At 72.9% G+C, this 24,134-nt stretch carries 22 protein-coding genes; 4 read left to right on the forward strand and 18 right to left on the reverse strand.

Annotated elements, in window-relative coordinates:
- The first annotated feature begins 34 nt into the window (after positions 1–34).
- Complete coding sequence (locus tag TCUR_RS12335) at positions 35–1,441, forward strand: aldehyde dehydrogenase family protein (RefSeq protein ID WP_012852839.1); 1,407 nt, start codon at positions 35–37, stop codon at positions 1,439–1,441.
- 41 nt (positions 1,442–1,482) lie between these two features.
- Positions 1,483–2,118 carry a LysE family translocator gene (locus TCUR_RS12340; RefSeq protein ID WP_012852840.1) on the forward strand — a complete coding sequence of 212 codons (636 nt, stop codon included), beginning with the start codon at positions 1,483–1,485 and terminating at the stop codon, positions 2,116–2,118.
- Between the two features lie 62 nt (positions 2,119–2,180).
- On the opposite strand, the gene TCUR_RS12345 is transcribed toward TCUR_RS12340, so the two are convergent.
- The 12 genes from TCUR_RS12345 to TCUR_RS12400 all read right to left on the reverse strand — a co-directional run bounded on the left by TCUR_RS12345 (position 2,181) and on the right by TCUR_RS12400 (position 16,796).
- The gene (locus TCUR_RS12345; RefSeq protein ID WP_012852841.1) at positions 2,181–2,510 is read right to left on the reverse strand and encodes a DMT family transporter; all 330 of its coding nucleotides are present in this window, start codon (positions 2,508–2,510) and stop codon (positions 2,181–2,183) included.
- A gap of 348 nt (positions 2,511–2,858) precedes the next feature.
- On the reverse strand, positions 2,859–3,626 hold the full coding sequence (locus TCUR_RS12350; protein WP_012852842.1) for an enoyl-CoA hydratase: 768 nt from the start codon (positions 3,624–3,626) through the stop codon (positions 2,859–2,861).
- Positions 3,627–3,636: 10 nt separating this feature from the next.
- Positions 3,637–4,581, reverse strand: coding sequence for an acyl-CoA dehydrogenase family protein (locus TCUR_RS12355; protein ID WP_012852843.1), 945 nt, complete (start codon positions 4,579–4,581; stop codon positions 3,637–3,639).
- Positions 4,578–5,693 carry an acyl-CoA dehydrogenase family protein gene (locus TCUR_RS12360; RefSeq protein ID WP_012852844.1) on the reverse strand — a complete coding sequence of 372 codons (1,116 nt, stop codon included), beginning with the start codon at positions 5,691–5,693 and terminating at the stop codon, positions 4,578–4,580. Before TCUR_RS12360 ends, TCUR_RS12355 begins: the two co-directional genes overlap by 4 nt.
- A gap of 366 nt (positions 5,694–6,059) precedes the next feature.
- Positions 6,060–7,079: a coiled-coil domain-containing protein gene (locus TCUR_RS12365; RefSeq protein ID WP_012852845.1), complete on the reverse strand. Its 1,020-nt coding sequence runs from the start codon at positions 7,077–7,079 to the stop codon at positions 6,060–6,062.
- 227 nt (positions 7,080–7,306) lie between these two features.
- The gene (locus TCUR_RS12370) at positions 7,307–7,747 is read right to left on the reverse strand and encodes an HNH endonuclease (RefSeq protein ID WP_012852846.1); all 441 of its coding nucleotides are present in this window, start codon (positions 7,745–7,747) and stop codon (positions 7,307–7,309) included.
- Positions 7,748–8,479: 732 nt separating this feature from the next.
- Positions 8,480–9,379, reverse strand: coding sequence for a hypothetical protein (locus tag TCUR_RS26025; RefSeq protein ID WP_012852847.1), 900 nt, complete (start codon positions 9,377–9,379; stop codon positions 8,480–8,482).
- 394 nt (positions 9,380–9,773) lie between these two features.
- Positions 9,774–10,778, reverse strand: coding sequence for a GNAT family N-acetyltransferase (locus tag TCUR_RS12380; protein ID WP_012852848.1), 1,005 nt, complete (start codon positions 10,776–10,778; stop codon positions 9,774–9,776).
- Positions 10,779–11,041: 263 nt separating this feature from the next.
- Positions 11,042–12,031, reverse strand: a complete 990-nt coding sequence (meaB, locus tag TCUR_RS12385; protein ID WP_012852849.1) for a methylmalonyl Co-A mutase-associated GTPase MeaB — start codon at positions 12,029–12,031, stop codon at positions 11,042–11,044.
- Between the two features lie 5 nt (positions 12,032–12,036).
- Complete coding sequence (gene scpA / locus TCUR_RS12390; protein WP_012852850.1) at positions 12,037–14,247, reverse strand: methylmalonyl-CoA mutase; 2,211 nt, start codon at positions 14,245–14,247, stop codon at positions 12,037–12,039.
- Positions 14,244–16,088: a methylmalonyl-CoA mutase family protein gene (locus tag TCUR_RS12395; RefSeq protein WP_012852851.1), complete on the reverse strand. Its 1,845-nt coding sequence runs from the start codon at positions 16,086–16,088 to the stop codon at positions 14,244–14,246. The genes scpA and TCUR_RS12395 overlap by 4 nt, the downstream gene beginning before the upstream one ends.
- A gap of 213 nt (positions 16,089–16,301) precedes the next feature.
- Positions 16,302–16,796: a GNAT family N-acetyltransferase gene (locus TCUR_RS12400; protein WP_169313020.1), complete on the reverse strand. Its 495-nt coding sequence runs from the start codon at positions 16,794–16,796 to the stop codon at positions 16,302–16,304.
- 174 nt (positions 16,797–16,970) lie between these two features.
- Here TCUR_RS12400 and TCUR_RS12405 point away from each other — a divergent pair, with 174 nt between their 5' ends.
- The gene (locus TCUR_RS12405; protein WP_041441665.1) at positions 16,971–17,606 is read left to right on the forward strand and encodes a DsbA family oxidoreductase; all 636 of its coding nucleotides are present in this window, start codon (positions 16,971–16,973) and stop codon (positions 17,604–17,606) included.
- A gap of 9 nt (positions 17,607–17,615) precedes the next feature.
- Here the strand turns inward: TCUR_RS12405 and TCUR_RS12410 are convergent, their stop codons facing one another.
- The 4 genes from TCUR_RS12410 to TCUR_RS24950 form a co-directional block, all read right to left on the reverse strand.
- Positions 17,616–18,587 carry an alpha/beta hydrolase gene (locus tag TCUR_RS12410; protein ID WP_012852854.1) on the reverse strand — a complete coding sequence of 324 codons (972 nt, stop codon included), beginning with the start codon at positions 18,585–18,587 and terminating at the stop codon, positions 17,616–17,618.
- A 415-nt stretch (positions 18,588–19,002) separates the two neighbouring features.
- Complete coding sequence (locus tag TCUR_RS12415) at positions 19,003–20,196, reverse strand: acyl-CoA dehydrogenase family protein (RefSeq protein ID WP_012852855.1); 1,194 nt, start codon at positions 20,194–20,196, stop codon at positions 19,003–19,005.
- 238 nt (positions 20,197–20,434) lie between these two features.
- Positions 20,435–20,839, reverse strand: a complete 405-nt coding sequence (locus TCUR_RS12420; protein WP_012852856.1) for a nitroreductase family deazaflavin-dependent oxidoreductase — start codon at positions 20,837–20,839, stop codon at positions 20,435–20,437.
- 121 nt (positions 20,840–20,960) lie between these two features.
- The gene (locus tag TCUR_RS24950) at positions 20,961–21,644 is read right to left on the reverse strand and encodes a PaaI family thioesterase (RefSeq protein WP_012852857.1); all 684 of its coding nucleotides are present in this window, start codon (positions 21,642–21,644) and stop codon (positions 20,961–20,963) included.
- Positions 21,645–21,915: 271 nt separating this feature from the next.
- Between TCUR_RS24950 and TCUR_RS28365 the strand changes: the two genes are divergently transcribed.
- On the forward strand, positions 21,916–22,041 hold the full coding sequence (locus tag TCUR_RS28365; protein ID WP_012852858.1) for a hypothetical protein: 126 nt from the start codon (positions 21,916–21,918) through the stop codon (positions 22,039–22,041).
- A 220-nt stretch (positions 22,042–22,261) separates the two neighbouring features.
- Here TCUR_RS28365 and TCUR_RS12430 read toward each other — a convergent pair whose 3' ends face one another.
- Positions 22,262–22,918: a GntR family transcriptional regulator gene (locus TCUR_RS12430; protein ID WP_041441670.1), complete on the reverse strand. Its 657-nt coding sequence runs from the start codon at positions 22,916–22,918 to the stop codon at positions 22,262–22,264.
- Between the two features lie 546 nt (positions 22,919–23,464).
- Positions 23,465–24,106, reverse strand: a complete 642-nt coding sequence (locus TCUR_RS12435) for a TetR/AcrR family transcriptional regulator (protein WP_052305497.1) — start codon at positions 24,104–24,106, stop codon at positions 23,465–23,467.
- Positions 24,107–24,134: the final 28 nt, after the last annotated feature.

The raw sequence follows: 24,134 nt of genomic DNA on the forward strand, positions 1-24,134 counted from the left end.
ACGACATTCGGTCTGCTTGAGGAGGATTTCCGCGGTGAGCGACTTCACGATGACGATCGCCGGCGAGGGCGTGTCGGCTCCCAGCACCTTCGATGTGGTGAACCCCGCCACCGGCACCGTGTACGCCCAGGCGCCGGACTGCTCCAAAGAGCAGCTGGACGCGGCCATGGAGTCGGCCGCCGAGGCGTTCACCCAGTGGCGCAAGGACGAGCAGGCCCGGCGCAAGGCGCTGCTGGCGGCGGCCGACGCACTGTTCGCCTCGGCCGCGGAGATCGCCCCGGTGCTCACCGCCGAGCAGGGCAAGCCCTTGCAGGACGCCACCATGGAGCTGATGGGCGCCGGGGTGTGGCTGAAGTACTTCGCCGAGCTGGAGCTGCCCCGCGAGATCGTCCAGGACGACGACAACGCCTTCGTCGAGGTGGTGCGCAAGCCCATGGGCGTGGTCGCGGCCATCGCCCCGTGGAACTACCCGGTGCTGCTGGCGACCTGGAAGCTCGGCCCGGCGCTGCTGGCCGGCAACACCGTGGTGCTCAAGCCCTCCCCCTACACCCCGCTGGCCACCCTCAAGCTGGGCGAGCTGCTGCGCAACGTGCTGCCCCCGGGGGTGTTCAACGTCATCAGCGGCGGTGACGCGCTGGGCGCCCAGATGACCTCCCACCCCGTCCCCCGCAAGATCAGCTTCACCGGCAGCGTGGAGACCGGCAAGAAGGTGGCCGCCTCCGCCGCGCCCGACCTCAAGCGGGTCACGTTGGAGCTGGGCGGCAACGACCCGGCGATCGTGCTGGACGACGCCGACCCGGCCCAGATCGCCGACAAGGTGTTCGGCGCCGCGTTCATGAACAACGGCCAGGTCTGCTCGGCGATCAAGCGGGTGTACGTGCCGGAGTCCCTCTACGACGACATGGTGGAGGCGCTGGCGGCCAAGGCCCGCTCGGTCAAGGTCGGCAACGGCATGGAAGAGGGCGTCGAGTACGGCCCGATCCAGAACAAGCCCCAGCTGGAGCGGGTCTCGGCGCTGGTGGCCGACGCGCTGTCCAACGGCGCCAAGGCCGCGGCCGGCGGCAAGCCCATCGACGGGCCCGGCTACTTCTACCAGCCCACCATCCTCGCCGACGTCAGCGACGGGGTGCGGATCGTGGACGAAGAGCAGTTCGGCCCGGCGCTGCCGGTGGTCAAGTACACCAAGCTGGAGGACGCCATCGCCCGCGCCAACGGCACCCACTTCGGGCTGGGCGGCTCGGTGTGGGGCGGCGACCTGGACCGCGCCGCCGAGGTGGCCTCCCAGCTGGAGTGCGGCAGCGCCTGGGTCAACACCCACCTGGCGCTGGCCCCGCACCTGCCGTTCGGCGGCTTCAAGTGGAGCGGCATCGGCGTGGAGAACGGCCCGTGGGGCGTGTACGGCTTCACCGAGACCCAGGTGGTCTACCGCTCCAAGATCTGAAAGCACGCCGCCGCTGATCATGGCGCCTACCATGGACGTCCGTGCCTGACCTGTTGATCCCGTTCCTCGGCGTGGTCGCGGTGCTGACGATCACGCCGGGGCCGGACATGCTGCTGGTGCTGCGCAACGGGCTGCGCGGCGGGTCCGCGGTGGCCTGGGCCACCGGCCTGGGCTGCTGCCTGGGCATCAGCCTGCACGCCAGTGCGGCCGTGCTGGGCCTGTCGGCCGTGCTGGCCGCCTCCGCCACCGCCTACACGGTGGTCAAGGCGGCCGGCGCGGTCTACCTGGCCTACCTGGGGGTGCGGATGCTGCTGGGCGCCGTGCGCGGCGGCGACGGCGAAGCCGACGCCGTGGCCGCCGGCGGGCCGGCGCACTGCAGCCGGGGCGAGGCGTTCCGGCAGGGGCTGCTGACCAACCTGCTCAACCCCAAGATCGCGCTGTTGTTCCTGACGCTGCTGCCCCAGTTCGTGGCCTCCGGCGAGCCCCGGCTGCGCACCACGGCGACGCTGGCGCTGGTGTTCCTGGTCATCGCGGTGCTGTGGTGGCGGCTGTTCACGCTGGCGCTGCAGCCGATCTCCCGGCTGCTGCGCGGCGCCCGGGCCCGCCGCATCCTGGACGGCACCGCCGGGACGATGCTGGTGGGCATCGGCGCCCGGGTCGCCTTGGAGCACCGCTGAAGGGAGCGGCGGTCACGTCCGGCCGGACGTGACCGCCGCTCCCCCGCGATGACCGTGCGGAGTCACCCGTGGCTGACCCCGCCGCCCAGGTTCATCACCACCACACCGGCCACCACGATCGCCGCCCCGAGGACCGTCACCGGCCGCACCGGCTCGTTGAACAGCAGCACCCCGCCGGCGAACGCCCCGATCGTGCCCAGGGCCGACCAGATCGCATACACCGGCCCGACGTTGAGCGCCGTCAGCGCCTTGGCCAGCAGCAGGAACGACAGCGCATAGCCCACCACGACGATCACCGAGGGTCCCCATTTGCTGAACCCCTCCGAGGCGCGCAGCGACAGCGTCGCCGTGACCTCGGCGATGATCGCCAGTCCCAGCAGCACGTAGGGCATCACTTCGCTCCTCTCCACGCCATCCGCCCCGCGACGGCCCGGCTCAGCATGCCGGCCCTCATGACCGGAAACACCCACCTCGCCGGGAAATACCCGCCTGCCGGTGAGAGGTCCGGTTCCCAAGACGCCCTGCGGATCCGGCTCCGATCGGTGAACGATGGTCTGCGGGAATGCTTCAGCCCTAAAGGCCCACCCCGCCGGGCCGGCTCGCGGAAAGCCGGTGCGGCCGCCACCGGCCCCTTCAGCACCCGTTCTCAGCGTGTCGGCCCGTCCCCTTTACGGCTTGGACGGCCTGGCCGCCGATGCCGTGCGGTCCCCCGCCGCGGCCCGTCCGATCCGGCGCTCGGCTCAGTCGCGGGAGGCGAAGCGGGCGGCGAACTCGGCGATCTCCGGATGGGTGGCGGACTCGGCCTGCGCCCACGACTCGTACTCGATGACCTGTTCCAGGTCGCCGGTGGCCGCCAGGTGGACCGCCTGCTTGATGTCGCGGGCCAGCGACGGGCGCAGCCGGGCGTGGCGGCGGGCCAGCTCCAGCGCCTCGGCCTGCGGGTCGTCGGCGATCGACAGCACCAGGCCGTGTTCGAGGGCCTGCTCGGCCGAGAGCGCCCCGCCCTCCAGCAGGATCGCCAGGGCTCGCTGGGGGCCCAGCGCCTGGGTGAGGAAGTAGGTGCAGCCGCCGCCGGGGTGCAGCCCGATCCTGGAGAAGGTGGCGGCGAAGCTCGCCTTGGGGCCGGCGATGCGCAGGTCGCAGCACAGGGCGAGGTTGAGGCCGGCGCCCACGGCCGGTCCCTGCACCGCGGCGATCGTGGGGATGGCCAGCTGCCGCAGCACCAGGAAGCTCTCGTAGTAGGCGCGCAGGGTCTGGCGGATCTCCCCCACCGGGCGGCCCGGCTCGCCGAACAGGGCGGGCAGGTCGGCGCCGGCGCAGAAACTGCTGCCCTCGGCCGCCACCACCAAAACGCGCGCTTCGGCGTCGTCCCGGACGGCCGTCACCGCGGCGATCAGCTCCCGGCGCATGAGGGTGCCGATGGCGTTGCGCCGGTCCGGATCGGCCAGGGTGATGCGGCGCACCCCCTCGTGCGGGGCGTCGAGCCGGATGGTCTGCCAGGTGGTCATGTCGCCTCCCTCACTCGGCGGGCACGCCGGTCAGGACGTCCCATAGCCGCTGTTCGGTGCCCTCGGCCGCGGCGGTGCCGAGCTCGACGGCCCAGGAGTGCTCACCGCCGTCCTCGTCCCGCCACGCCCACAGCCGCCGCGTGTGCACGTGCAGGTCGTATTCCCTGGTGATGCCGATGGCGCCGTGGAGCTGGTGGGCCAGGCGGGCGATGGTGGAGGCGGCCCGTCCGGCGCACAGCCGGGCGGCCGCCACGGCGGCGTGGGAGCCTGGGGCGCGGGCGGCGCGGTCGAGGGCGGCGCGGGCCTGGTCCAGCTCGCCCGCCATGATCGCCACGCCGCCGGCGACCGCGGGGATGCGGGCCAGCGGGCGGCCGAACTGCTCGCGGGTGGTGACGTGCCGGCGCGTCAGGTCCAGCGCGGCCTCGGCGGCGCCCACGCAAGCGGCGGCGCGCAGCAGCCCGGCCCGCACCCGCACCTCGGCGAGCGCGGGAGCGCCGGGCAGCGGCGTGCCGGCGGCGGCGCGCAGCCGGTCGCGGGGCTCGTCGGCGATGTTGGCGCCCTCTTCGACGGTCACCTCGTCCTCGCCGGGTCTCAGCAGGGCCGCGCCGCCCGGGCCATACCGGACGATCAAATCGGCGGCGCGCGCCCAGGGCACGGGGGCCTCGGGGACGGCGACGGTGCCCACGCGCAGGTCCGCCAGCAGGTCGGAGCGGCCGGCGCGGGCCAGCACCCAGGCGGCCAGGGCGGTCTCGGCCAGCGGGATGCGCACCCGGTGGCGGGCGGCCCGGGTGACGATCGCGACCAGGTCGGCGGTGGTTCCGCCCGCCCCGCCGTGCTCTTCGGGGATCCCGGCCAGCGGCCAGCCGCCGTCCAGCACGGCGTCCCACACCGCCGCCCAGTCGTCGGCGGCGACCTGGGCGAGCAGTTCGTCGACCGCGTCCAGCAGCGCCTTCACCGCCCGACCTCCTCTTTGGCCACGATCGACAGCAGCACTTCCGAGCTGCCGCCCCGGATGGTGAAGCCCGGCCCGGCCAAGATCGCCTGGGCCAGCAGCCGCTGCAGCTCGTCGCCGTGGAGGTCCGGCGGGGCGGCCACCAGGTCCCGGGCGGTCTCGGTGACGTCGCGTTCGAACTCGGTGCCCAGGTATTTCAGGGCCGCGGCCTGCCGTACGGGGGCCTGGCCGCGGTCCATGGCATGCGCGATGTCCCAGCACATGCGGCGCAGCGCGGCCAGCCGGGCGACCAGGCGGCCGACGGCGGCCAGCGCTCCTTCGTCGCGGCGGCGCCGCCCGTCCCGCAGCAGGGCGGCCAGCAGCGGATAGGTGGACAGGACGCGTTCGGGGCCGCCGCGTTCGTAGGCGAGCTGGGAGGTGACCTGCCGCCAGCCGTCGCCCACGGTGCCGATCACCCAGCGGCCGGGCACGTAGACGTCGTCGAAGACGACCTCGTTGAAGTGGTGCTCCCCGGCCAGGTCCACGATCGGGGAGACCGACACCCCTTCCGCCCGCATGTCCACCACGAACTCGGTGAGCCCCTGGTGCCGGCGTTCGGTCTGCTCGGTGCGGGCCAGGACGTAGGCGTGGGTGGCGCGGTGGGCGTGGCTGGTCCAGATCTTGCGTCCGCTGATGCGCCAGCCGTCGCCGTCGCGGACGGCCCGGGTGCGCACGGCGGCCAGGTCGGACCCGGCCTCCGGTTCGCTCATGCCCAGGCAGAAGGTGACCTCGCCGGCGGCGATCCGCGGCAGGAACTCCCGCTGCAGCTCGGGGGTGCCGTAGCGGAGGATCGCCGGCCCGATCTGCCGGTCGGCGATCCAGTGCGCGGCGACCGGCGCGCCGGCCCGCAGCAGCTCCTCGGTGATCACCAGCCGGGCGGTGTGCGAGCGGGCCGCGCCGCCCAGCTCCCGCGGCCAGGTGATCCCGATCCACCCCCGCCGCGCCAGCTCGGCGCTGAACTGCGGGTCGTGGCCGCGCAGCCACGCGTCACAGGCCGGCCGGTACCGCCCGGCCGCCCGCCATTCCTCGGCCAGCTCCCGCACCTGCCGGCGGAGCCGCTCCAGCTCGGCGGTCATCGCACCTCCCCTGGTGGACGAGCATGATCATGCTCTCATCCGTCCCGGAGCACACCGCCATCCGGCCCTTCCCCGTTCCCGCCGCGTCGGCGCTCAAGGTGCCGCGGGCGGGAGCACCGATGGCGGCCATTCCCCGTTCCCGCGGCGCTGGCCTTGTTCAGGGCCGGGGACGAGCCCGAGCGGGCACGGGAGAAACCGGCCTCAGCCGAACGCCCCTGGGTGTTCCCGGCGTGTAATCGGCGCCGTTCCGGCGGCGCTCGCCCCGGAAGCGCCGGCCTGGGCGCGTCCGGGTCCAGGGCGTGGACGAACCAGGACGGTGACGCGGGGCACGGGGAAGAGCCTCCGGCTTCAGGCGAAGGCGCCAGGTCACAGCACGGAGATGTGCACGTGGTCGTAGTGGTTCTGAGTGATGCTGCCGCGGTCGGCCATGGTGCGCCAGCCGCCGCCGCTGCGGACGTCCCAGATGCGCTGCTTCCAGATGACGTACTTGATGCCCAGGCGGGAGGCGTTGCTGATGGCGTACTGGGCGACCGCGTCGCCGTGGGCCTGTGCGCTGGCGCTGGGCATCTTGCCGCCGGTGCTCTCCATGAAGTCGCAGGCGTGGCCGGAGCCGTGGTCTTGGGGGTCGTTGTTGCGGAAGCAGCCGATGGCGGGGAACGGGCCGAACTTGTTGTCGATGGCCAGCAGGACCGAGCGCATCCGGGCGGTCATGGTGTTCCCGATGATCGGGGACTTGCTCTTCAGGGCGCCGTCGGGGCGGCCGGTGGAGGGTTTTTGCGGCTTGTACTTGGCCAGCAGCTTGGTGACCCGCTCGCGCTGCCCTTCCAGGTCCTTGATCTGCTCGCGGACCTCGGACACCTTGGCCTCGGCGTCCTTGCGGGCGCGGTCGGCCCGCGCGGTCAGCGCCTGCAGCTGCTGCACCCGGCGGCCGTTGTCGGTGTTGAGGTGCTCCAGGACCGCGGCCTGCCGGATCACGGCCGCGGGGTCGGCGGCGAACAGCGCCATGGTCTGCAGGCCGCCGCGCATGTAGGAGGCGGACGCCAGGCGGCCGACCGCCTCTTGCGCGGACGCCAGCTCCGCATCGAGCCGCTCGGCCTCGTCGGTGGCGCGCTCGGCCGCCTTCTTGGCCTCCTCCAGCGCGATCAGCTCGCCCCGGTACTCCTTGGACAGCCGCTCGGCGCGCTTTTTGAGCTCGGCGTACTCCTTCTTGGGATCTTTCGGTGCCGTGGGAAGAGCACCGGCCGTCCCGGGCGCCGGGACCAGCGCACCGGTCACCGTCAGGAGGGCGAGCAACGCGCACCGTTTCCACGGCGTGCTCCGACGCGCAGGCCGGCGAGGATTTCGCTCATCGCCGATCTGCTCGAAGAACGCGTTGAAAGCCGCCACACTCGTCTCCTTGGGAGCATTGCCGAAGCCGGGCGGCACGCTATCACGTTCTCCCCGCATATCACGACATGATCACAAAAATCACGTCGCACCCCGTTACCGCTCCCCTCGCCGGGCCGGCCAGGTGATCTTCCCGAACCCCCCTGGGCGAGCGGCATTCCAAAGCGGGAGCCCGGGTGAGCGGTTCAAGACGGGCGGGCGGTCCGGCGGCGGTCCGGACCGCCCGCTCAGCGGCCGATGAGCTCGTCCCAGCGCGGCACACGCGGTTGCACGCGCAGCTTCAGCCCGGCCTCGGCCGGGGTGCGGCTGCCCTTGCGGTTGTTGCACCTGCCGCAGGCCAGCACGGTGTTCTCCCAGGTGTCGCCGCCGCCGCGCGACAGCGGCACGATGTGGTCGACGGTGTTGCCCGGCTTGCCGCAGTAGGCGCACAGTCCGCGGTCGCGCAGGCGGACGCCGCGTCTGCTCCACGGGGGGCGTTTGCCGTGGCGCCACCGCATGGCCACGTATCGCACGAGCCTGAGCACCCGCGGCACGGGGAAAGCGCCGATCATCCGGCCTTCCTCCGCCTCCTCGACGACGGCCACCCCGCGCACCAGCATGCGGATGGCGTGCCGCAGGTCCACTCGCTGTAACGGCTCATACGACGCGTTCAGGACGAGCACGCTCACCGCTTCACCTCCTCCCGGCTTGCTCGCGCCGCCGGCCTGTCCCGTCCGCCGCACCGGCGGCACGCCGCGCCGGCCGCCGAGCGACAAGGAAAAGCCTCATGAATTCCGCCATTTCGACTCGCTCCGCCGGTCGCTGATCAGAGTGCCTTTTCAGGTGGGTGAGGGCAAGGCATTTTCCGCTCATTGCCTCCCGCTCCCCCACCGGGGCGGCGGGTTCCAACGCCGGGTTCTCGCGAGGCGGACCGGCCCGTGGCGCCTCCTTGCTCACCGAAAAGAGAGCGGTTTCTCTTGGAGCCGCTCGCATGCTCTGGCGAAAAGGCAAGCGCTGTTCTCAGGAGGCCGGTAGCCGTGGTGATGCCGGCATGCGCGGTGCTTTCGTGTGCCGGGCTGCGAAGTCGATGTGAGCGGGGCGGTTCTTCTTCGGGCCTGCCGTCATGCTGGGCTTTCCCGCACGCCGTCTCCGCGGGCCGGGACGGCCGCGCCGCCGCCGGGGAGGATGCTGTGAGCCGCGACGGCATGGCACCGAGCATCGCCGAGACTCCCGCCCCCGGCTCTCAAAGCCATGCCCTGCCGGTTCCTGCCGTGCCGTGGAGGGTCCGTTCCCGTCCCCGGCCTTCAAGGCCACGTGTTGAACGGTCTCCGGAAGCACCGGCGGCGGAGCAGGGCGGCGATATAGGAGCCGCCCTGCTCCGCCGCCGGGAGCGGTGCCGCCCGCGGCTCGGGCGGCCGGGGTCAGGGAGAGGACCGGCCCGGAGGGGGAACCAGGTGGGTCGGGACGGCGGGAGCAGCGGTGCGGGTCCACCAGGCCGCGTCCTCTCCGCCGTCAGGCGGAGCGATCTGCAGGGCGGTTCCGCACTCGGGGCAGTCGGCGGGGCATGGAACGAGCCGGAGCGGGATGGGGCCGCCCAGATCGGGGGGTGCCACGTCCCAGTAGCGCAGGACGTCACCGGGGTCCAGTTCGGTGTCGGCGGGCAGCCGCCAGGAACCGGCGGCGGGGGCGGTCGACAGCCAGGACCGCTGGTCGGCCTGCAGGCGGAAGGCCAGGCCGCGCAGCACGTTGACGGCGGTGCGCAGCCGTTCGTAGGGGACGTGGCGGGCCAGCAGCTCGGGCAGCCCGAAGCGGTGCAGCCCGGCGGTGGCCGCCCGCACGCCCTGGCCGGTGTCGGGGGCGACGAAGACGCCCAGCCAGTCGTCGCAGAGCTTGAAGCGCTCCGGTTCGGGCCCGGTGGGGTCGGTCAGCGGCAGCCCGGCGGCCAGGTCCGCGACGCGTCCCGCGGTGGCGGCGGCCAGGGTGCGGGCGACCAGCCGGGCGGCCTGGGCGTGGCGGGGCTGGGCGGCGGGGGTGGCGATCGAGGTGACCACCAGATGGCAGCGGGCCGAGCGCAGTTCCCTCAGCTCCGTCTCGCCGCCGCCCAGGTCGCGCAGCCGGGCGGCCCAGGGCGAGTCGGCGGCGCGGCAGCCGGTGACCGTCAGCAGCGGGGAGGTCAGCAGGTCACGGGCGGTGCGGGCTAATCCCCCGGCGGGCAGCGCGTCGCGCAGCCGCCGGATGCCGGGGGCGGCGGGCTCATCGGTGGCGATGAGGAAGCGGGTGGTGGTGGTCTCGGGGATGGTCAGGGACAGCATCGCGCCCATGGGTGCCTCCTGGCATCCTGCGGATCGGGAGTCGTGCCCTTTGAGGTTCGCGCAGGAAGAGGGCACAAAAAAGCAGAACCGGCTTCTGGGGATAACCGTCCGGAAGGAAACGACGGCGCCCACTGTCCCATCAAAAGGTGCCCTCCCGGAAAGACCCCGCCGCCGAGGAAACCCACCCGGCCGGAACGGCCGTTCCCAGCGGCGCCCCCTGGCGGGAGACGCCCCGGCCGTCCCGCACAACGGCCGCCCAAAGAGCACAATCCCCGGCCCACGGCGGCAGGCCGCGGGAAAGCGGCTCGAGGCACCAGCTCCCCAGAGCAAACGACACCGGCACACCTATATGGCCGTCTCGCCACCGGCCAGGCCCCTTTGAGGGGACGACCGCGAGCCCTCCTCAGCGGGGAAGAGCCGGCAGGTCGGCGGTGTCGGCCTGATAGTCGAGGTAGTCGCGCTGGTGGCGGAAGCCCAGCTCCTCGTTGACGGCGAGCATGTGGGAGTTGTCGTCGGCGTTGTCGGTCTCGATCTCCCGTACCTCGGGACGCTCGGTGCGCAGCCACTGCAGCATGGCCGCCTTCAGCCAGATGCCCAGCCGCCTGCCCCGGTGCTCGGGCACCACCGCGGTGTCGTACTGCAGGGCCCGTTCGGGAGCGGCCGAGGGGACCACGACCTCGGTGAAGCCGGCGATGCGGGGAGCGCTGGTGGGCCCGTACAGGGCGGCGACGGTGTAGAGCAGGTCGCCGCGGGCGGCGACGGCCTCGGCCATCTCGCGGACCCGGACGGCGTCCCAGCGGAACGACCCGCCGCCGGGGCCGGCCAGTGACAGGTCGGCCATGGCGCGTTTGGCCATGGCCAGTTCCATGGCCAGCTCGTCGCTGACCGCGCCGGTCCAGCGGGTGAGGCGGTAGCCGGACGGGCCCGCGGCCACCAGGGCGGCCAGGCGATCGGGGTCGATGTCGTCCATGCGCAGCAGCATGGCGCGCAGCGACAGCACGCAGCGGAAGCCGCGGGCCTCCAGGAAGGGCACCGCGGGGGTGCCGGCCACCGCCTGCACGATCACCGATTTGCAGCCCGCGGCGCGCAGCCCGTCGGCCGCCGTGGCCAGCAGCCGGGTGCCGATGCCCCGCCGCCGGTATCCGGGCAGCACCTGTATGTCGATCTCGCCGGAGCGGTCCGGGTCGTGCGGCAGGCGCAGGCAGGCCACCGCGCACATGCGTCCCTCGTCCAGGGCCGCCCACATCAGGTTGCGGGAGGTCGTCGGGGGTTCCAGCAGCCGGGAGCGGGTCTGTTCCAGATCCGGCGCCGGCTCGCCGGGGCGGTCGTGGGCCCACACGGCGGCCACCACCGCCTGCCATTGTTCGATCTGCGCATCCGTCGGATCACCCAGCGCGATGACGTCCATTAGGCCTTTTTAGCGGATGCTGGACGGCTGCGACGGGACACCGAATCAACTCTTGACCCCTCTTCCCGGCGACCTGGGGATTTCCGGCGCATGCCCCGCCGCGCCCCACGCCGCGGGGCCCTCTGCGAGCGGCTCCGGCCATGCCGGGAGGAGTCCGGCTGAGAAAACGGTCGCCCCGCCGGGAGCGTCCGGCAGGACGACCGCGCAGGCGGCGGCCACCCGAGGCCCGGGCCATGGCGCGTCCGGGCCGGGCGGCCGCCGTGCTACCGCTCAGAACCGGAGAAGGCGGCCAGGATGCGGTCGGCGGCCACGGCCGGGGTGATGGCGCCCTCGGCGACCTGGCGTTCCAAGACCGGCGCCAGCTCCCGGACGGCCGGGTGGGCGTGCAGGTCGGCCAGCAGCCGGTCGTGGACCATCGCCCAGGTCCAGCGGATCTGCTGCTCGCGGCGGCGGGCGGCCAGCTCGCCGGTGGCGGCCAGGCGGTCGGCGTGCTCGACGATGTGCCGCCACACCTCGTCCACGCCGACGTTGTCGCGGGCGCTGCAGGTCAGCACCGGCACGTCGCGGGCGCGCTCCCCGGTGGCCGGGCGCAGCATCCGCAACGCCCCGGCCAGCTCCCGGGCGGCCTTGCGGGCCACCGGCTCATCCGGGCCGTCGGCCTTGTTGACGGCGATGACGTCGGCCAGCTCCAGCACGCCCTTCTTGATGCCCTGCAGCTGGTCGCCGGTGCGGGCCAGGGTCAGGAACAGGAAGGTGTCGACCATCTCGGCGACGGTGGTCTCCGACTGGCCGACCCCGACCGTCTCCACCAGCACCACGTCGTAGCCGGCGGCCTCCATGACCACCATGGCCTCGCGGGTGGCCTTGGCGACCCCGCCGAGCGTCCCGGCCGACGGGGAGGGACGCACGAACGCGTTGGGGTCGGCCGCCAGGCGGGCCATGCGGGTCTTGTCGCCCAGGATGCTGCCGCCGGTGCGGGTGGAAGAAGGGTCCACCGCCAGCACCGCGACCTTGTGCCCGGCCTTGGTGAGGTTGGTGCCCAGGGCGTCGATGAAGGTGGACTTGCCCACCCCCGGCACCCCGGTGATGCCCACCCGGCGGGCGTTGCCGGTGTAGGGCATCAGTTCCGTCAGCAGCCGCTGGGCCAGCTCGCGGTGGTCGGGGCGGGTGGACTCCACCAGCGTGATCGCCCGCGCGATCCACGCCCGGGAGCCCTCCCGCACCCCCTTGACGTAGTCGTCCAGATCGGGCATGGACCTCAGCCGCCGTGCCCCAGCCTGGCCGACAGTTCCTTCAGCAGCTCCAGGGCGGCGTCGGCCAGCACGGTGCCGGGCGGGAAGATCGCCGCGGCGCCGGCGGCGCGCAGCTCCTCGAAGTCCCCCGGCGGGATGACCCCGCCCACGACGATCATGATGTCGTCGCGGCCGAGCGCGGCCAGCTCCTCGCGCAGCGCCGGCACCAGCGTCAGGTGGCCGGCGGCCAGGGAGTTGACGCCGACGATGTGCACGTCGGCCTCGACCGCCTGGCGGGCCACCTCGGCCGGGGTCTGGAACAGCGGGCCCACGTCCACATCGAAGCCCAGGTCGGCGAAGCCGGTGGCGATCACCTTCTGGCCGCGGTCGTGGCCGTCTTGGCCCATCTTGGCGACCAGGATGCGGGGGCGGCGCCCTTCGGCTTTTTCGAACTCGGCGGTGGCCGCGCGGGCGCGCTCGATGTTGCTCATCGCCCCGGCCTCTTCTCGGTACACACCCGAAATCGTACGGATCTGGGCCTGGTGGCGGCCGAACACCTTCTCCAGGGCCTCGGAGATCTCCCCGACGGTGGCCTTGGCGCGGGCGGCGTCGATGGACAGCGCCAGCAGGTTCTGCTCCAGGCCGGGCCCGCGGGTGCCGTCCTGGATGGCCGCCGCGGCGGCGGTGAGGGCGTCCAGCGCGGCGCGCACCTTCTCCTCGTCGCGTTCGGCGCGCAGCCGCCGCAGCTTCTCGATCTGCTGGGCGCGCACGGCGGCGTTGTCGACCTTGAGGACGTCGATGGTCTCATCGGCGTCGGGGCGGTACTTGTTGACGCCGATGACCGGCTGGCGGCCGGAGTCGATGCGCGCCTGGGTGCGGGCGGCGGCCTCCTCGATGCGCAGCTTGGGCAGCCCCTCGTCGATGGCCTTGGCCATGCCGCCGGCGGCCTCCACCTCCTGGATGTGCTCCCAGGCGCGGCGGGCCAGGTCGTAGGTGAGGCGTTCGACGTAGGCGCTGCCGCCCCACGGGTCGATGGGGCGGGTGGTGCCGGACTCCTGCTGCAGCACCAGCTGGGTGTTGCGGGCGATGCGGGCGGAGAAGTCGGTGGGCAGCGCCAGCGCCTCGTCCAGGGCGTTGGTGTGCAGCGACTGGGTGTGGCCCTGGGTGGCGGCCATCGCCTCGATGCAGGTGCGCGCCACGTTGTTGAACACGTCCTGGGCGGTCAGCGACCACCCGGAGGTCTGGGAGTGGGTGCGCAGCGACAGCGACTTGGGGTTCTTGGGGCCGAAGCCCTTGACCAGCTTGGCCCACAGCAGCCGGGCCGCGCGCAGCTTGGCGACCTCCATGAAGAAGTTCATGCCGATCGCCCAGAAGAACGACAGCCGCGGCGCGAAGGCGTCCACGTCCAGGCCCGCCTCCAGGCCCGCCCGGATGTACTCCACCCCGTCGGCCAGCGTGTAGGCCAGCTCCAAATCCGCGGTCGCCCCGGCCTCCTGGATGTGGTAGCCGGAGATGGAGATGGAGTTGAACTTCGGCATCCGCTGGGAGGTGTAGGCGAAGATGTCGGAGATGATCCGCATCGACGGCCCGGGCGGGTAGATGTAGGTGTTGCGGACCATGAACTCCTTGAGGATGTCGTTTTGGATGGTCCCGGCGAGCTGCTCGGGCTTCACCCCCTGTTCCTCGGCGGCGACGATGTAGAGCGCCATGATCGGCAGCACCGCGCCGTTCATGGTCATCGACACGCTCATGCGGTCCAGCGGAATGCCCTCAAAGAGCTGCCGCATGTCCAGGATGGAGTCGATCGCCACCCCGGCCATGCCCACATCGCCCTGCACCCGCGGGTGGTCGCTGTCATAGCCGCGGTGGGTGGCCAGGTCGAACGCGACCGACAGCCCTTTTTGCCCGGCGGCCAGGTTGCGCCGGTAGAAGGCGTTGGACTCCTCGGCGGTGGAGAACCCGGCGTACTGGCGGATCGTCCACGGCTGGGTGACGTACATCGGCGCGTACGGGCCGCGCAGGTACGGCGCGATGCCCGGGTAGGTGCCGAGGAAGTCCACCTCCGCCAGGTCGTCGGCGGTGTAGAGGGGCTTGACGGCGATGCCCTCGGGGGTGTCCCAGGTGAAGGCCTCCGGTTCCTTGCCGGTGGCCTCGGTGACCGCCGCGCGCCACCGGGCGGCGGCCTCGTCCGCCCGGGCCGGGCGGCCCAGCGTCACGTTGGAAAAGTCGGGGATCATTCGGCCACTCCCAGGTCGCGCAGGGTCGTCTGCAGCGTCTCGACGGCGTTGCAGCCGGCGTAGATGTTGGCGTCCACCCCTTCGTAGGAGCCCTTACCCGCCAGCCAGACCCGAACTGCCCCGGCCTCTTTGAGGGTGCGGGCGGCGTCGGCGGCCTGCTCGGCGTACAGCTTGTCGCTGGAGCAGATGCAGGCGACCTTGGCGCCGCTGGCGGCGAACTCGGCGGGCTCGCCGGTGACGGTCTGGATGCCGCCGGCGTGGAAGAGGTTGGCGGCGAAGGTGACGCGGGCGGTGTGCGCGGCGATCGGCCCGAGCGTGGCCAGGAAGACCTTGGGACGCTCGCCGGTGGCGGCGGCGTGGGCGTCGCTGCGGTCCCGCAGCGCCTCATAGTCCTGGGCGTAGTGGACGCGCGGCAGCCCGCCGCCGGGCGGCTGGGGGGCCGGCTCGCGCTTGGGGAGCTCCTCGCCGAGGTTGGGGAACTCGCTGACGCCGGTCAGCGGGGCGCGGCGGTGGGCCAGGTCCTCGCGGCGCCGCTGCCAGGTGGCGGCGATCCGCTCGGCGACCAGCCCGGACTCCAGCGCCGCGGCCATGCCGCCGGCCTTTTCGATCTCGGTGAACCAGTCCCAGGCGGCCTGGGCGAGGTCGTCGGTGAGCCGCTCGACGTACCAGGAGCCGCCGGCCGGGTCGACCACGCGGGCCAGGCTGGACTCCTCCAGCAGCAGCGTCTGGGTGTTGCGGGCGATGCGCCGGGAGAACGCGTCCGGCAGGCCCAGCCGCAGGTCGAACGGCTGCACGGTGACGGCGTCCGCGCCGCCGACGCCCGCGGCGAAGCAGGCGATGGTGGTGCGCAGCATGTTCACCCACGGGTCGTGGCGGGTCATCATCGGGGTGGAGGTCACCGCGTGCTGCCACTGGACGACCTGCCCGGCGCCGCAGACCTCGGCGATGCGCTCCCACAGCCGGCGGGCGGCGCGCAGCTTGGCGATGGTGGCGAACTGGTCGGCGGTGGCGGCGTAGCGGAACTCCAGCTGCCCGAACGCCTCGGTGACGCTCAGGCCGGCGTCGGTGAGGGCGCGCAGGTAGGCCACGGCGGTGGCCATGGAGGCGCCCAGTTCCTGGGCGTCGCTGCCGCCGGCGTCGTGGTAGGGGGTGGCGTCCACGGTCAGGGCGCGCAGCCGGGGGAACTCGCGGACGCACCGCACCGCCAGCGCGGCGGCCTGGGCCAGGTCACCGGCCCGCCCGGTGCGGGCGGCCAGGCCCAGGGGGTCGGCGCCGAGGTTGCCCAGCGCCGTGGCGGCCTGGCCCCGCTCGGTGACCAGTGTCAAGAACGCCTCGGCGGCCTCGGCGGTGTGGGCGCCGGCCTCCAGCACCACCGGGGCGATGTCCAGGTGGACGCCCTTGAGGACGTCGGCCAGCGCGCTCACCGGCAACCCGCCCTCGCCGAGGGTCAGCCACAGGGAGGTGACGCCGTTGTCCAGGTCGGCGTGGATCGCCTCGCGGGTGGCGCCGGGGTCGGGGTGGGCGTGCCGCTGCCGCACGTCCCAGGCGGCCAGGCCGTCCTCGCCCTCGGGGGTCACCTCGCGAACGCGGGGCGCCAGGCCGGGCCGGGCGTCGACCGCCTCCGCGGCGGTGTAGAGGGGGGCGATGGGGACGCCGTCGTAAGACCGCCGGGTCAGCAGCCCCTCGACCTCCTCCAGGGGGGTCTCCTCCGTGGCCGCGCCGGACTTGCGCAGCACACCCTTCACCAGCTCCCGCCACCGATCGCGCTCGGCGGCCGGGAAGTCGGCGGCCAGCGCAAGCGGTGCGCGCGGGCTCGAAACGTCGTCAGGCGGCACCGTCATGGCAGGGATGGTAGGCGAGCAGGCTCGCGTGCCATTAGACCGGGTCCCATCGACCGGGGCCGGGACGCTGTGCGGGCGGCCAATCGGCGTGATCGGCGCCGTTCCGGTGTGTCGTGCAGCCCCTTCCAACTCACCGGTAACTTGTCACTTATTTGTGACCAACTGCACACCCCGCAACGCCCGACGGACTGATTCCGGGTGAATCCGCCCAGGTCAGGTGGTGTATCGAGTCATCGGGCCGAGCACGCCCGGCACGATCCGGCACGGGCGCATGCCCAGTCGTTCGGCGACGGCGGCCGAGGCGCGGTTGCCCTCGTCGATCTCGGCGAGGATGCGCGGGCGGCCCAGCGCGCCCAGCCCGTGGTCGAGGACGGCCCGGGCGGCCTCGGTGGCCAGGCCGCGTCCCCGCCATTGGGGCTCCAGGCTGTAGAGGACCTCCAGTTCTCCGGTGTCGTCCAGCGGGAGCAGCCCGGCGGTCCCCACGAACGTGCCGCCGTCGCCGAGCCGGACGGTCCACAGGCCGTGGCCGTCGGTGGCGAAACCGCGCATGCTCTCTTCGATCAGGCCGGTGACCTGCTTGGCGGTGGGCGCCTTGCCGTCGAACAGGAAGGCCCGCACCTGCGGGCGGCCCCAATGCTCCCGCAGCAGGGCGTGGTCGCCGGGCTGGACGGGGGTCAGCACCAGCCGCTCGGTCCTCAAGACGGTCACATCGGGCATCCTGCCTCGAGGGCGCCCGGTGCGGAGGTCATTTCCCGGCAAGACCGGCGCGTCCCCGCCCGCGCAGGTCGTTTCTCGTCCGGCCGGACCGCGCGGCGATCCCGTCGAGCCGGACGCGGCGGTATGGGCGGAATGCCGCGGCGGCAAGATCGGTTGGACCCGGACGTGAACGTAGAGATCTTCTCCGATGTGGTCTGCCCGTGGTGTTACCTGGGGCAGGCCCGCTTCCGTGCCGCGCTGGCGGGCTTCGCCGGCCGGGTCGAGGTGACCTGGCGTCCCTTCCAGCTCGACCCCACCGCCCCGGCCACGGCCGTCCCGATGAACGAGCATCTGGCCGTCAAGTTCGGCGGCGCCGAGAAGGTGGCGGCGGCGCACGAGCGGCTGCGCGCGCTGACCGCCGCCGAGGGCCTGCCCTTTGCCCCCGAAAAAGCGCTGCACGTCAACACCCGCGACGCGCACCGGGTGATCGAGCTGGCCGGACGGGCGGGCGTGCAGGACGCGGTGGTCGAGCGTCTCTTCCGCGCCCAGCACGCCGAGGGCCGCGACCTGGGGGACGTCGGCACGCTGGCCGAGCTGGCCGGCGAGGCCGGTCTGCAGGCCGATGCCGTGCGCAGGTCGCTGGAGTCGGACGAGGGCACGGCGGAGGTGGAGCGGCAGCTGGAGCGGGCCCGCAGGCTGGGCGTCACCGGTGTGCCGCTCTTTTTGTTCGAGGGGAAGTGGGCGGTGTCGGGAGCCCAGCCCGCCGAGGTGCTCGCCGAGGCGCTGCGGGAGGTCGCCGCGCGGCTGCCCGGTTCTTCCTGATCGCGCACCTCAGGCGGCCCGCTGCCGGTCGCCTGCGGCCGTGACCTGCCGGGCGAAGGCGCCGATCTCGGCGATGGCGGCCAGGCCCTCGCGGCAGATGTCGGCGAAGACCTGGAAGACGTGCCCCTGTCCCTCCCAGATCTGCAGGGTGCACGGCACGCCCGCGGCGGCCAGGTGGCGGGCCATGGTCTCGGCGTCGCCGAGCAGCACCTCGATCGAGCCGGCCTGGATGAGCGTGGGCGGCAGGCCGCGCACATCGGCGTGCACCGGCGACAGCCACGGATCGGTGAGCTCGACGCCGGGGAAGACGAGGCGGACCATGTCCCGGATGCGCGGCGCCGGGATGTAGGGGTCGATGGGGGCGTTGGGGTGGGCGATCTTGCGGTCCACGTCCAGGTCGGTGAAGGGTGACAGGGCGGCGATCCCGGCCGGGCGCGGCAGCCCGGCGCGCATCGCGTGCAGCGGCATGGCGAAGCTGAGGTAGCCGCCCGCCGAGTCCCCGGCGACGACGATGTCCTCGGGCTCATAGCCCTGCTCCAGCAGCCACCGGTAGGCGTTGACGCAGTCTTCCAGGACGGTGGCGATGGTGACGTTGGGGGGCATGCGGTAGGCCACCGACAGGGCGGGCATGCCCGCCGCCCGGGAGATCCGCGCGATCATCCGGCGGTGGGTGCGCAGGCCGCAGGCGACGAAGCCGCCGCCGTGGAAGTAGAGGATCACCTTCCGGGTAGTGGGGGACACCCCGGCCCCGTAGACCCATTCGGCCGCGCAGTCCAGGGCCGTGACCTTGACGGTCCGGGCGCCGCGCGGCCGCACGATGAGCACCCCGGCGTAGTCCAGCAGCCCCGCCATCCGCAGGGCCAGCGGCGTCCAGGGCAGGCGGGCGATGATCGGCCGCAGGGTCCGGCGCATCAGCCGGGCGAACAGCTTGGCCCCCAGCCCGCACCCGGGGCGTTCCTCGATCATCGGTGCAGCCGGCATCCGTCGTCCCTTTCGCCGATTTCAAGAACCGGCAAAGAGAGTAATGACCAAGTAAGTGCTTGGGTATACCGGGTGAGGGCAAGCCATCCCTGACCGCAGGACGGGGCCGTGCGAGGGCGAGGCCGCCGCCCCGGCGGACGGCCTCGCCACTGCCGGCCCCGCCGACAGGACGGCCGCCGTCCCGCGCATACGGGACGGCGGCCGTCATCGATTCACTGCGCGGTGACCGCCGAGAGCAACGAGGCAAAAGCCCCGGTCGCCGAAGAAGCGGACGCGCCGGAGGCCCCCACCGTTCTTCGACGGTTTCAGGCCGCCGCAGCCGGGCCCGGCGAACGTCCCGGCCCGCCCGGACGACCCGCAGGACGCACTTGCACGCCGCCCCGGCCGGCGTCGGCCGCAAATCCGCCGGGTGGCGTCAGTCCAGCCGGTACTCCTCCAGCAGGCGGCGACCGATGATCATCTTTTGGATGTCGGCGGTGCCCTCGCCGATCAGCAGCATGGGCGCCTCCCGGTACAGGCGCTCGATCTCGTACTCGGTGGAGTAGCCGTAGCCGCCGTGAATGCGGAAGGCGTCCTCGACGACCTCCTTGCAGTACTCGCCGGCCAGGTATTTGGCCATCCCGGCCTCCAGGTCGTTGCGCCGGCCGGAGTCTTTCCTGCGGGCGGCCATCACCATCATCTGGTGGGCGGCCTCGACCTTGGTGGCCATCTCCGCCAGGCGGAAGCGCACCGCCTGGTGGTCGGCGATGCGCTTGCCGAAGGTCTCCCGGCGCTGGGCGTAGTCGATGGCCAGCTCAAAGGCCCGGCGCGCCACGCCGCAGGCACGGGCCGCCACGTTGACGCGGCCGACCTCCACGCCGTCCATCATCTGGTAGAAGCCGCGGCCGGGGACGCCGCCGAGGATGCTGCCGGCGGGGACGCGGTAGCCGTCCAGCAGCAGCTCGGTGGTGTCGACGCCCTTGTAGCCCATCTTCTCGATCTTGCCGGGGATGGTCAGGCCGGGCGCCACCTCGCCGAAGCCGGGCTCCTTTTCCACCAGGAAGGTCGTCATGTTGCGGTGGGGGGAGTCGGCGCCCTCGTCGGTGCGGCACAGCAGGGCGATCAGATTGGCGGTGGCGCCGTTGGTCAGCCACATCTTCCGCCCGTCGATGACGTAGTGGTCGCCGTCGCGGCGGGCGCGGGTGCGGATGGCGGCCACGTCCGAGCCGCAGTCCGGTTCGGACATGGAGAACGCGCCGCGGACCTCGCCGGTGGCCATCTTCGGCAGCAGCCGGGCCTTCTGCTCCTCGGTGCCGTGCCGGCCGATCATGTAGGCGACGATGAAGTGGGTGTTGAGGATGCCCGAGACGCTCATCCAGCCGCGGGACAGCTCCTCCACCACCAGGGCGTAGGTCAGCAGGGACTCGCCGAGCCCGCCGTACTGCTCGGGGATGGTGAGCCCGAAGACCCCGAGCTTCTTCAGCCCGTCGACGATCCGCTGGGGGTAGGCGTCGGCGTGTTCCAGCTCGGTCGCGACCGGCAGCACCTCCCGGTCCACGAACTCGGCGATGGTGTCCAGGATCTCCCGCTGGACCTCGCTCAGCCCGTCCGTCCACGCCAGACGCCCCATCTTCCGCCCCTCCCTGATCAAGTCGCCCGCATTATGGCAACGCGCCCGCCGCAGCGGACGGCCGGCTCCAACGCGTCCCGGTCCGCTTCCACCCGTATGGCAGCGGTGGACGCCGTCCCGCACAGCCGCCGGGACGCGGCGTCGGCGACCTCGGGGAAGGGGTGCAGTCGCAGGCAGGGCCGGTCAGCCGGTGAGCGGCGGGGTGAGGCCTGACCTCCCCACCCCGCCGGCCGGAAGGTCAGATCCGTTCCAGCACCACCACCGGGATCTGGCGGTCGGTCTTCTTCTGGTACTCGTCGTAGTCCGGCCACACGGCGGCCATCTTCGCCCACAGCTCGTCCCGCTCGGCGCCCTCGGCGGTGCGCGCCCGCGCGGTGAACTTGTCGGCCTTGACCTGGACCCGCACCTCAGGGTCTGCCTGCAGGTTCAGGTACCAGTGAGGGTGGTCCGGGGCGCCGCCCTTGGAGGCCACGACCACATAGTTGCCCTGGTGCTCCTGGTAGATCAGCGGGCACTTGCGCTCCTGCCCGCTCTTGCGGCCCTTGGTGGTCAGGATGAGAACCGGTGCGCCCTTCTCCCAGTCGTGTCCGACCGCCCCGTCGGTCTCCTCGTAGCGGCGCACGTGCTCGTCACCGAACAGCATGTCTCCCCTTTCCGTGGGCGATTTTCATCACACCCGCAACGCACGCCGCCCTTCCCTTAATCCTCCCTGGTCATCCCCATCGCGCGGCGCGCCGGGCCGGGCGGGCGCCGCGCGGAGGCGGTCAGCGGGTGCGTTCGACCATCCGGGCGATCTGGGACTGGTCGAGTTTGGCGAAGTCCCCCACCGCCTCGACGGTGACCTTGTCGCGCTGCACCAGGCGGCCGACGGTGCGCACCCGGCGGTCGTCGTGCGACTCCACCCACGCCTCGAACACGCACGGCGCGTGCAGCGCGGTGGGACGGCGGTAGTCGATCTCCAGCCGGACGGTGGGGCCGGGCATGCCGGCGATGAAATTGGCCGCGGCGAACGCGATGTCGAAGGAGGCGGCCAGCACCGCGCCGTGCACGCAGCCGGGCGGGCCCTCATAGGCCCGGGTGAAGGCGCCGCGCAGCAGCGCCCGGGGCGGGTCGGCCTCCCGGTCGAACTCCAGCTCCAGCGGCAGGGCCAGCGGGTTGTAGCGGCCGATGACGTTGTCGAACGGCATCCGCGCGCCCAGGTCGCCATCGCCGGGGTCGGGCTCGTGTAGCAGCGTCTTGGGCAGCGGCGGGTCGGGCACGTGCCGCTGCAGCATGTCGGCGACGGCCTCCAGGGCGCGGACGGCCTCCTTGGTCACCTCCGGCGGGGCCGGGGCGTCCATGGTCAGCCCGATCAGCCGCCGCACCGCGTCGGCCAGCTCCCCCGCCTCCTGTTCGCGGCCGGTCAGGGCCGGGTGCGGGGACGGCTTGGACGTCGAAGACTGCGTCAACTTCAACCTCACTGGGATCGTCTTCGCCACGGTCGTGACGACATCGCCGGGCCTTGCCGACACGCCGCTCCCTCAGGTGGCATACGGGTCCATCGGGCCCGGGGACGATGCCGCAACCTGCGAAGGCCGACCGGCCGGGCATCGCCGGGGTTCCCGCGCCCGGCGCCCGGGTGCCGGACAAGGCTCACTGCATCTTTCCAACCCGCCGTTTCCGCGGCGAACCGAGGGTGCCGGGGCGCCTTGCGAGGCGCGCGGCCGTCGCAAGGCGTCGATGACCGAGCGCGTCCTGCGGAAGCAGCGCTGGGCGCTCAGCAGGGGCCAGGTCCTGGAGGCGGCCGAGCAGGTGCTTGCCCGCGAAGCCTTCACCGGGCGTCACCACGGAAGATCGCCGAGCTGAAGGCCGGGAACCGGCCGGCACCGGCCCATCTGCGCCAGGTGCCGGAGGCCGTCTTCGTGGCGCCCGGCGCCTGACCCGGCGGAGGTCACAGCCCGCCGCCGGCGCGGAAGGGCGGGGCACCGGGGTCGCGGCGTCCGGCGAAGGCCCGGCCGCCTTCGCGCATCTCCTCGTTGAACGGCTCTGCTCGCGGCGCCCCCGCCGGCGGAGGCGCCGCACGCGGTCACGACGGGACGGTCTCGGCGGGCTGTTCGAACATGCCGCGCTTGCGGAACAGCTCCACCACCAGCTCGCCCTCCTCGCGGAGCATCTTGGCGTACGCGGCCTCGGCCGCGGCGGCGTCCTCGTTGCGGATCGCCTCGACGATGGCGGCCGTGCCGCGCCGCTCCACGGCGTCGGCGCCGGGCACCAGCTCAAAGAAGTTCCCGGGGACGATGCCGGTCATCTGCCGCAGCAGGCTGCGCACCCGGGGGGACTGCGCGGCGTCCACCACCAGGCGGTGGAAGCGCTGCGTCAGCTCCTGCAGCTGCTCGGTGTCGGTGGTCTCGGCGATCTGCGCGGCCAGGGGGGCGAGCTGATCGGCCAGTTCCGGGCCGCGGCGCTCGATCGCGCGGCGCACGGCGAACCCGTAAAACAGCCCGTACAGCTCGTAGTGGTCGCGGACCGACGACTCGTCCAGGGCGTTGACGAACACCCCCCGGTGGGGGACGATCGTCATCCATCCCTCGCGCTCCAGCGCGATCAGCGCCTCGCGCACCGGGATGCGGGAGACGCCCAGCGTCTGGGCGATCGCGTCCTGGGGAACCCGCTGCCCCTGACGCAGCACACCATCGAAGATCAACCGCCGCACGTAGAGCCGAACCTGCTCACCGCTGCTCATCCGGGACAGGGTCTGGCTCGGCAGCAGGTCGGGCCCGCTCGCCGCCCGGGCCCCCTGCAGGGCGGGTTCCTGTCTGCGCGGGATCGTTCTCACCTCTGGGTCCGATGGACGGCTTTGCACCGCCGCTGTTTCCTTCAAAACTAGCAGCGCGGCGGCCCGGCACATGCCGGGTGGCGCCGTCTCGGCGGGCGGGGCGCAGGGGCGATCCGATGCTTGTGAACCGGCCGTGTCCGTCCGTCATTCGGGCGGGTCCAGCACCAGCAGCCGGGTCGCGCTCCCTGAGCGATCTTGTGAATCGGTCCGGGCTTCGAGGGGCCTGGCGGGAGTGCGGCCGGGTGCCGTCCTGAAGGCAGCCGGTCTCGAAGGTGACATTGTCCACACCGACCGTCTCCAGCAGCTCGGTCTCGACGAGTCCTCGAAGAAGCAGCCGGTGTTCTGCCGGTAGTGGGCCGAGGGCGGTTCGGGGCAGTTGTCTTGGCCGCGCCACCGGCCCGGTGGGTCTGTCACACGTCGTCGATTCGCAGCGTGCCCCTGGCGAGCCCTCGGTCACGCAAGGCCCGCGGTCTGCTCCATCTCCTGCCGGGTGGCCGCGCCGACCGGGGCGGTGAGCGCGGCCACCGTCATGTCCACCAGGTTGCGCGCCACCAGCGGCAGCGGCAGCGGGCGCCGCCGGCTGTCGGGGGCGTCCTCTGCGAGCGCCCGGTCGGCCAGCACGTGCAGCACCGACTGGGAGGCCACCACCAGCCGCTCGACGGCCAGCCGCCGGGGCATGCCGCGGGACAGGATCTCCACCAGCTCCCGGCCCGCCCGGGTCAGCGAGGGGTCCACCAGGGTGTGCACGTCCTCGATGGCCAGCGCGGGCTGGGCCAGCGCTGAGGTCCAGATCCGGATCGCGGCACGCTGGCTGGGGCCCAGCCCGACGTACTCGGCCGGCGGCAGCACGATCACCTCCACCAGGCCCCGCACGTCCGGCGTGCGGCCGCCGGCGGTGGCCCGGGCGTACAGCTCCTCGTGCCGGGCCCGCAGCCAGGGGCCGTGCCGCCGCAGGATCGCCCGCAGCAGCCCGTCCCGGCCGCCGAAGTGGTAGTGCAGCGCCGCGGTGTTGCGCTGCCCGGCGGCGGTGTTGATCTCGTTCAGCGACACCCCGGTGATGCCGCGCTCGGCCATCAGCCGTTCGGCGGCGTCCAAGATGGCCTCCCTGGTCCCGGCGCCGCGC

The organism is Thermomonospora curvata DSM 43183 (genome assembly GCF_000024385.1).
Taxonomy (GTDB): Bacteria; Actinomycetota; Actinomycetes; order Streptosporangiales; family Streptosporangiaceae; genus Thermomonospora; species Thermomonospora curvata.

Bases quoted from the DNA above. Each gene is read 5' to 3' on its own strand.
- TCUR_RS12360 (WP_012852844.1), bottom strand. From the start codon at position 5,693: ATGACCGCCGAGCTGGAGCGGCTCCGCCGGCAGGTGCGGGAGCTGGCC.
- TCUR_RS12345 (WP_012852841.1), bottom strand. From the start codon at position 2,510: ATGCCCTACGTGCTGCTGGGACTGGCGATCATCGCCGAGGTCACGGCG.
- meaB (WP_012852849.1), bottom strand. From the start codon at position 12,031: ATGCCCGATCTGGACGACTACGTCAAGGGGGTGCGGGAGGGCTCCCGG.
- TCUR_RS12410 (WP_012852854.1), bottom strand. From the start codon at position 18,587: ATGCCGGCTGCACCGATGATCGAGGAACGCCCCGGGTGCGGGCTGGGG.
- TCUR_RS26025 (WP_012852847.1), bottom strand. From the start codon at position 9,379: ATGGGCGCGATGCTGTCCCTGACCATCCCCGAGACCACCACCACCCGC.
- TCUR_RS12430 (WP_041441670.1), bottom strand. From the start codon at position 22,918: ATGAGCAGCGGTGAGCAGGTTCGGCTCTACGTGCGGCGGTTGATCTTC.
- TCUR_RS12380 (WP_012852848.1), bottom strand. From the start codon at position 10,778: ATGGACGTCATCGCGCTGGGTGATCCGACGGATGCGCAGATCGAACAA.
- TCUR_RS12415 (WP_012852855.1), bottom strand. From the start codon at position 20,196: ATGGGGCGTCTGGCGTGGACGGACGGGCTGAGCGAGGTCCAGCGGGAG.
- TCUR_RS12420 (WP_012852856.1), bottom strand. From the start codon at position 20,839: ATGCTGTTCGGTGACGAGCACGTGCGCCGCTACGAGGAGACCGACGGG.
- TCUR_RS28365 (WP_012852858.1), top strand. From the start codon at position 21,916: ATGACCGAGCGCGTCCTGCGGAAGCAGCGCTGGGCGCTCAGCAGGGGC.
- scpA (WP_012852850.1), bottom strand. From the start codon at position 14,247: ATGATCCCCGACTTTTCCAACGTGACGCTGGGCCGCCCGGCCCGGGCG.
- TCUR_RS12350 (WP_012852842.1), bottom strand. From the start codon at position 3,626: ATGACCACCTGGCAGACCATCCGGCTCGACGCCCCGCACGAGGGGGTG.
- TCUR_RS12395 (WP_012852851.1), bottom strand. From the start codon at position 16,088: ATGACGGTGCCGCCTGACGACGTTTCGAGCCCGCGCGCACCGCTTGCG.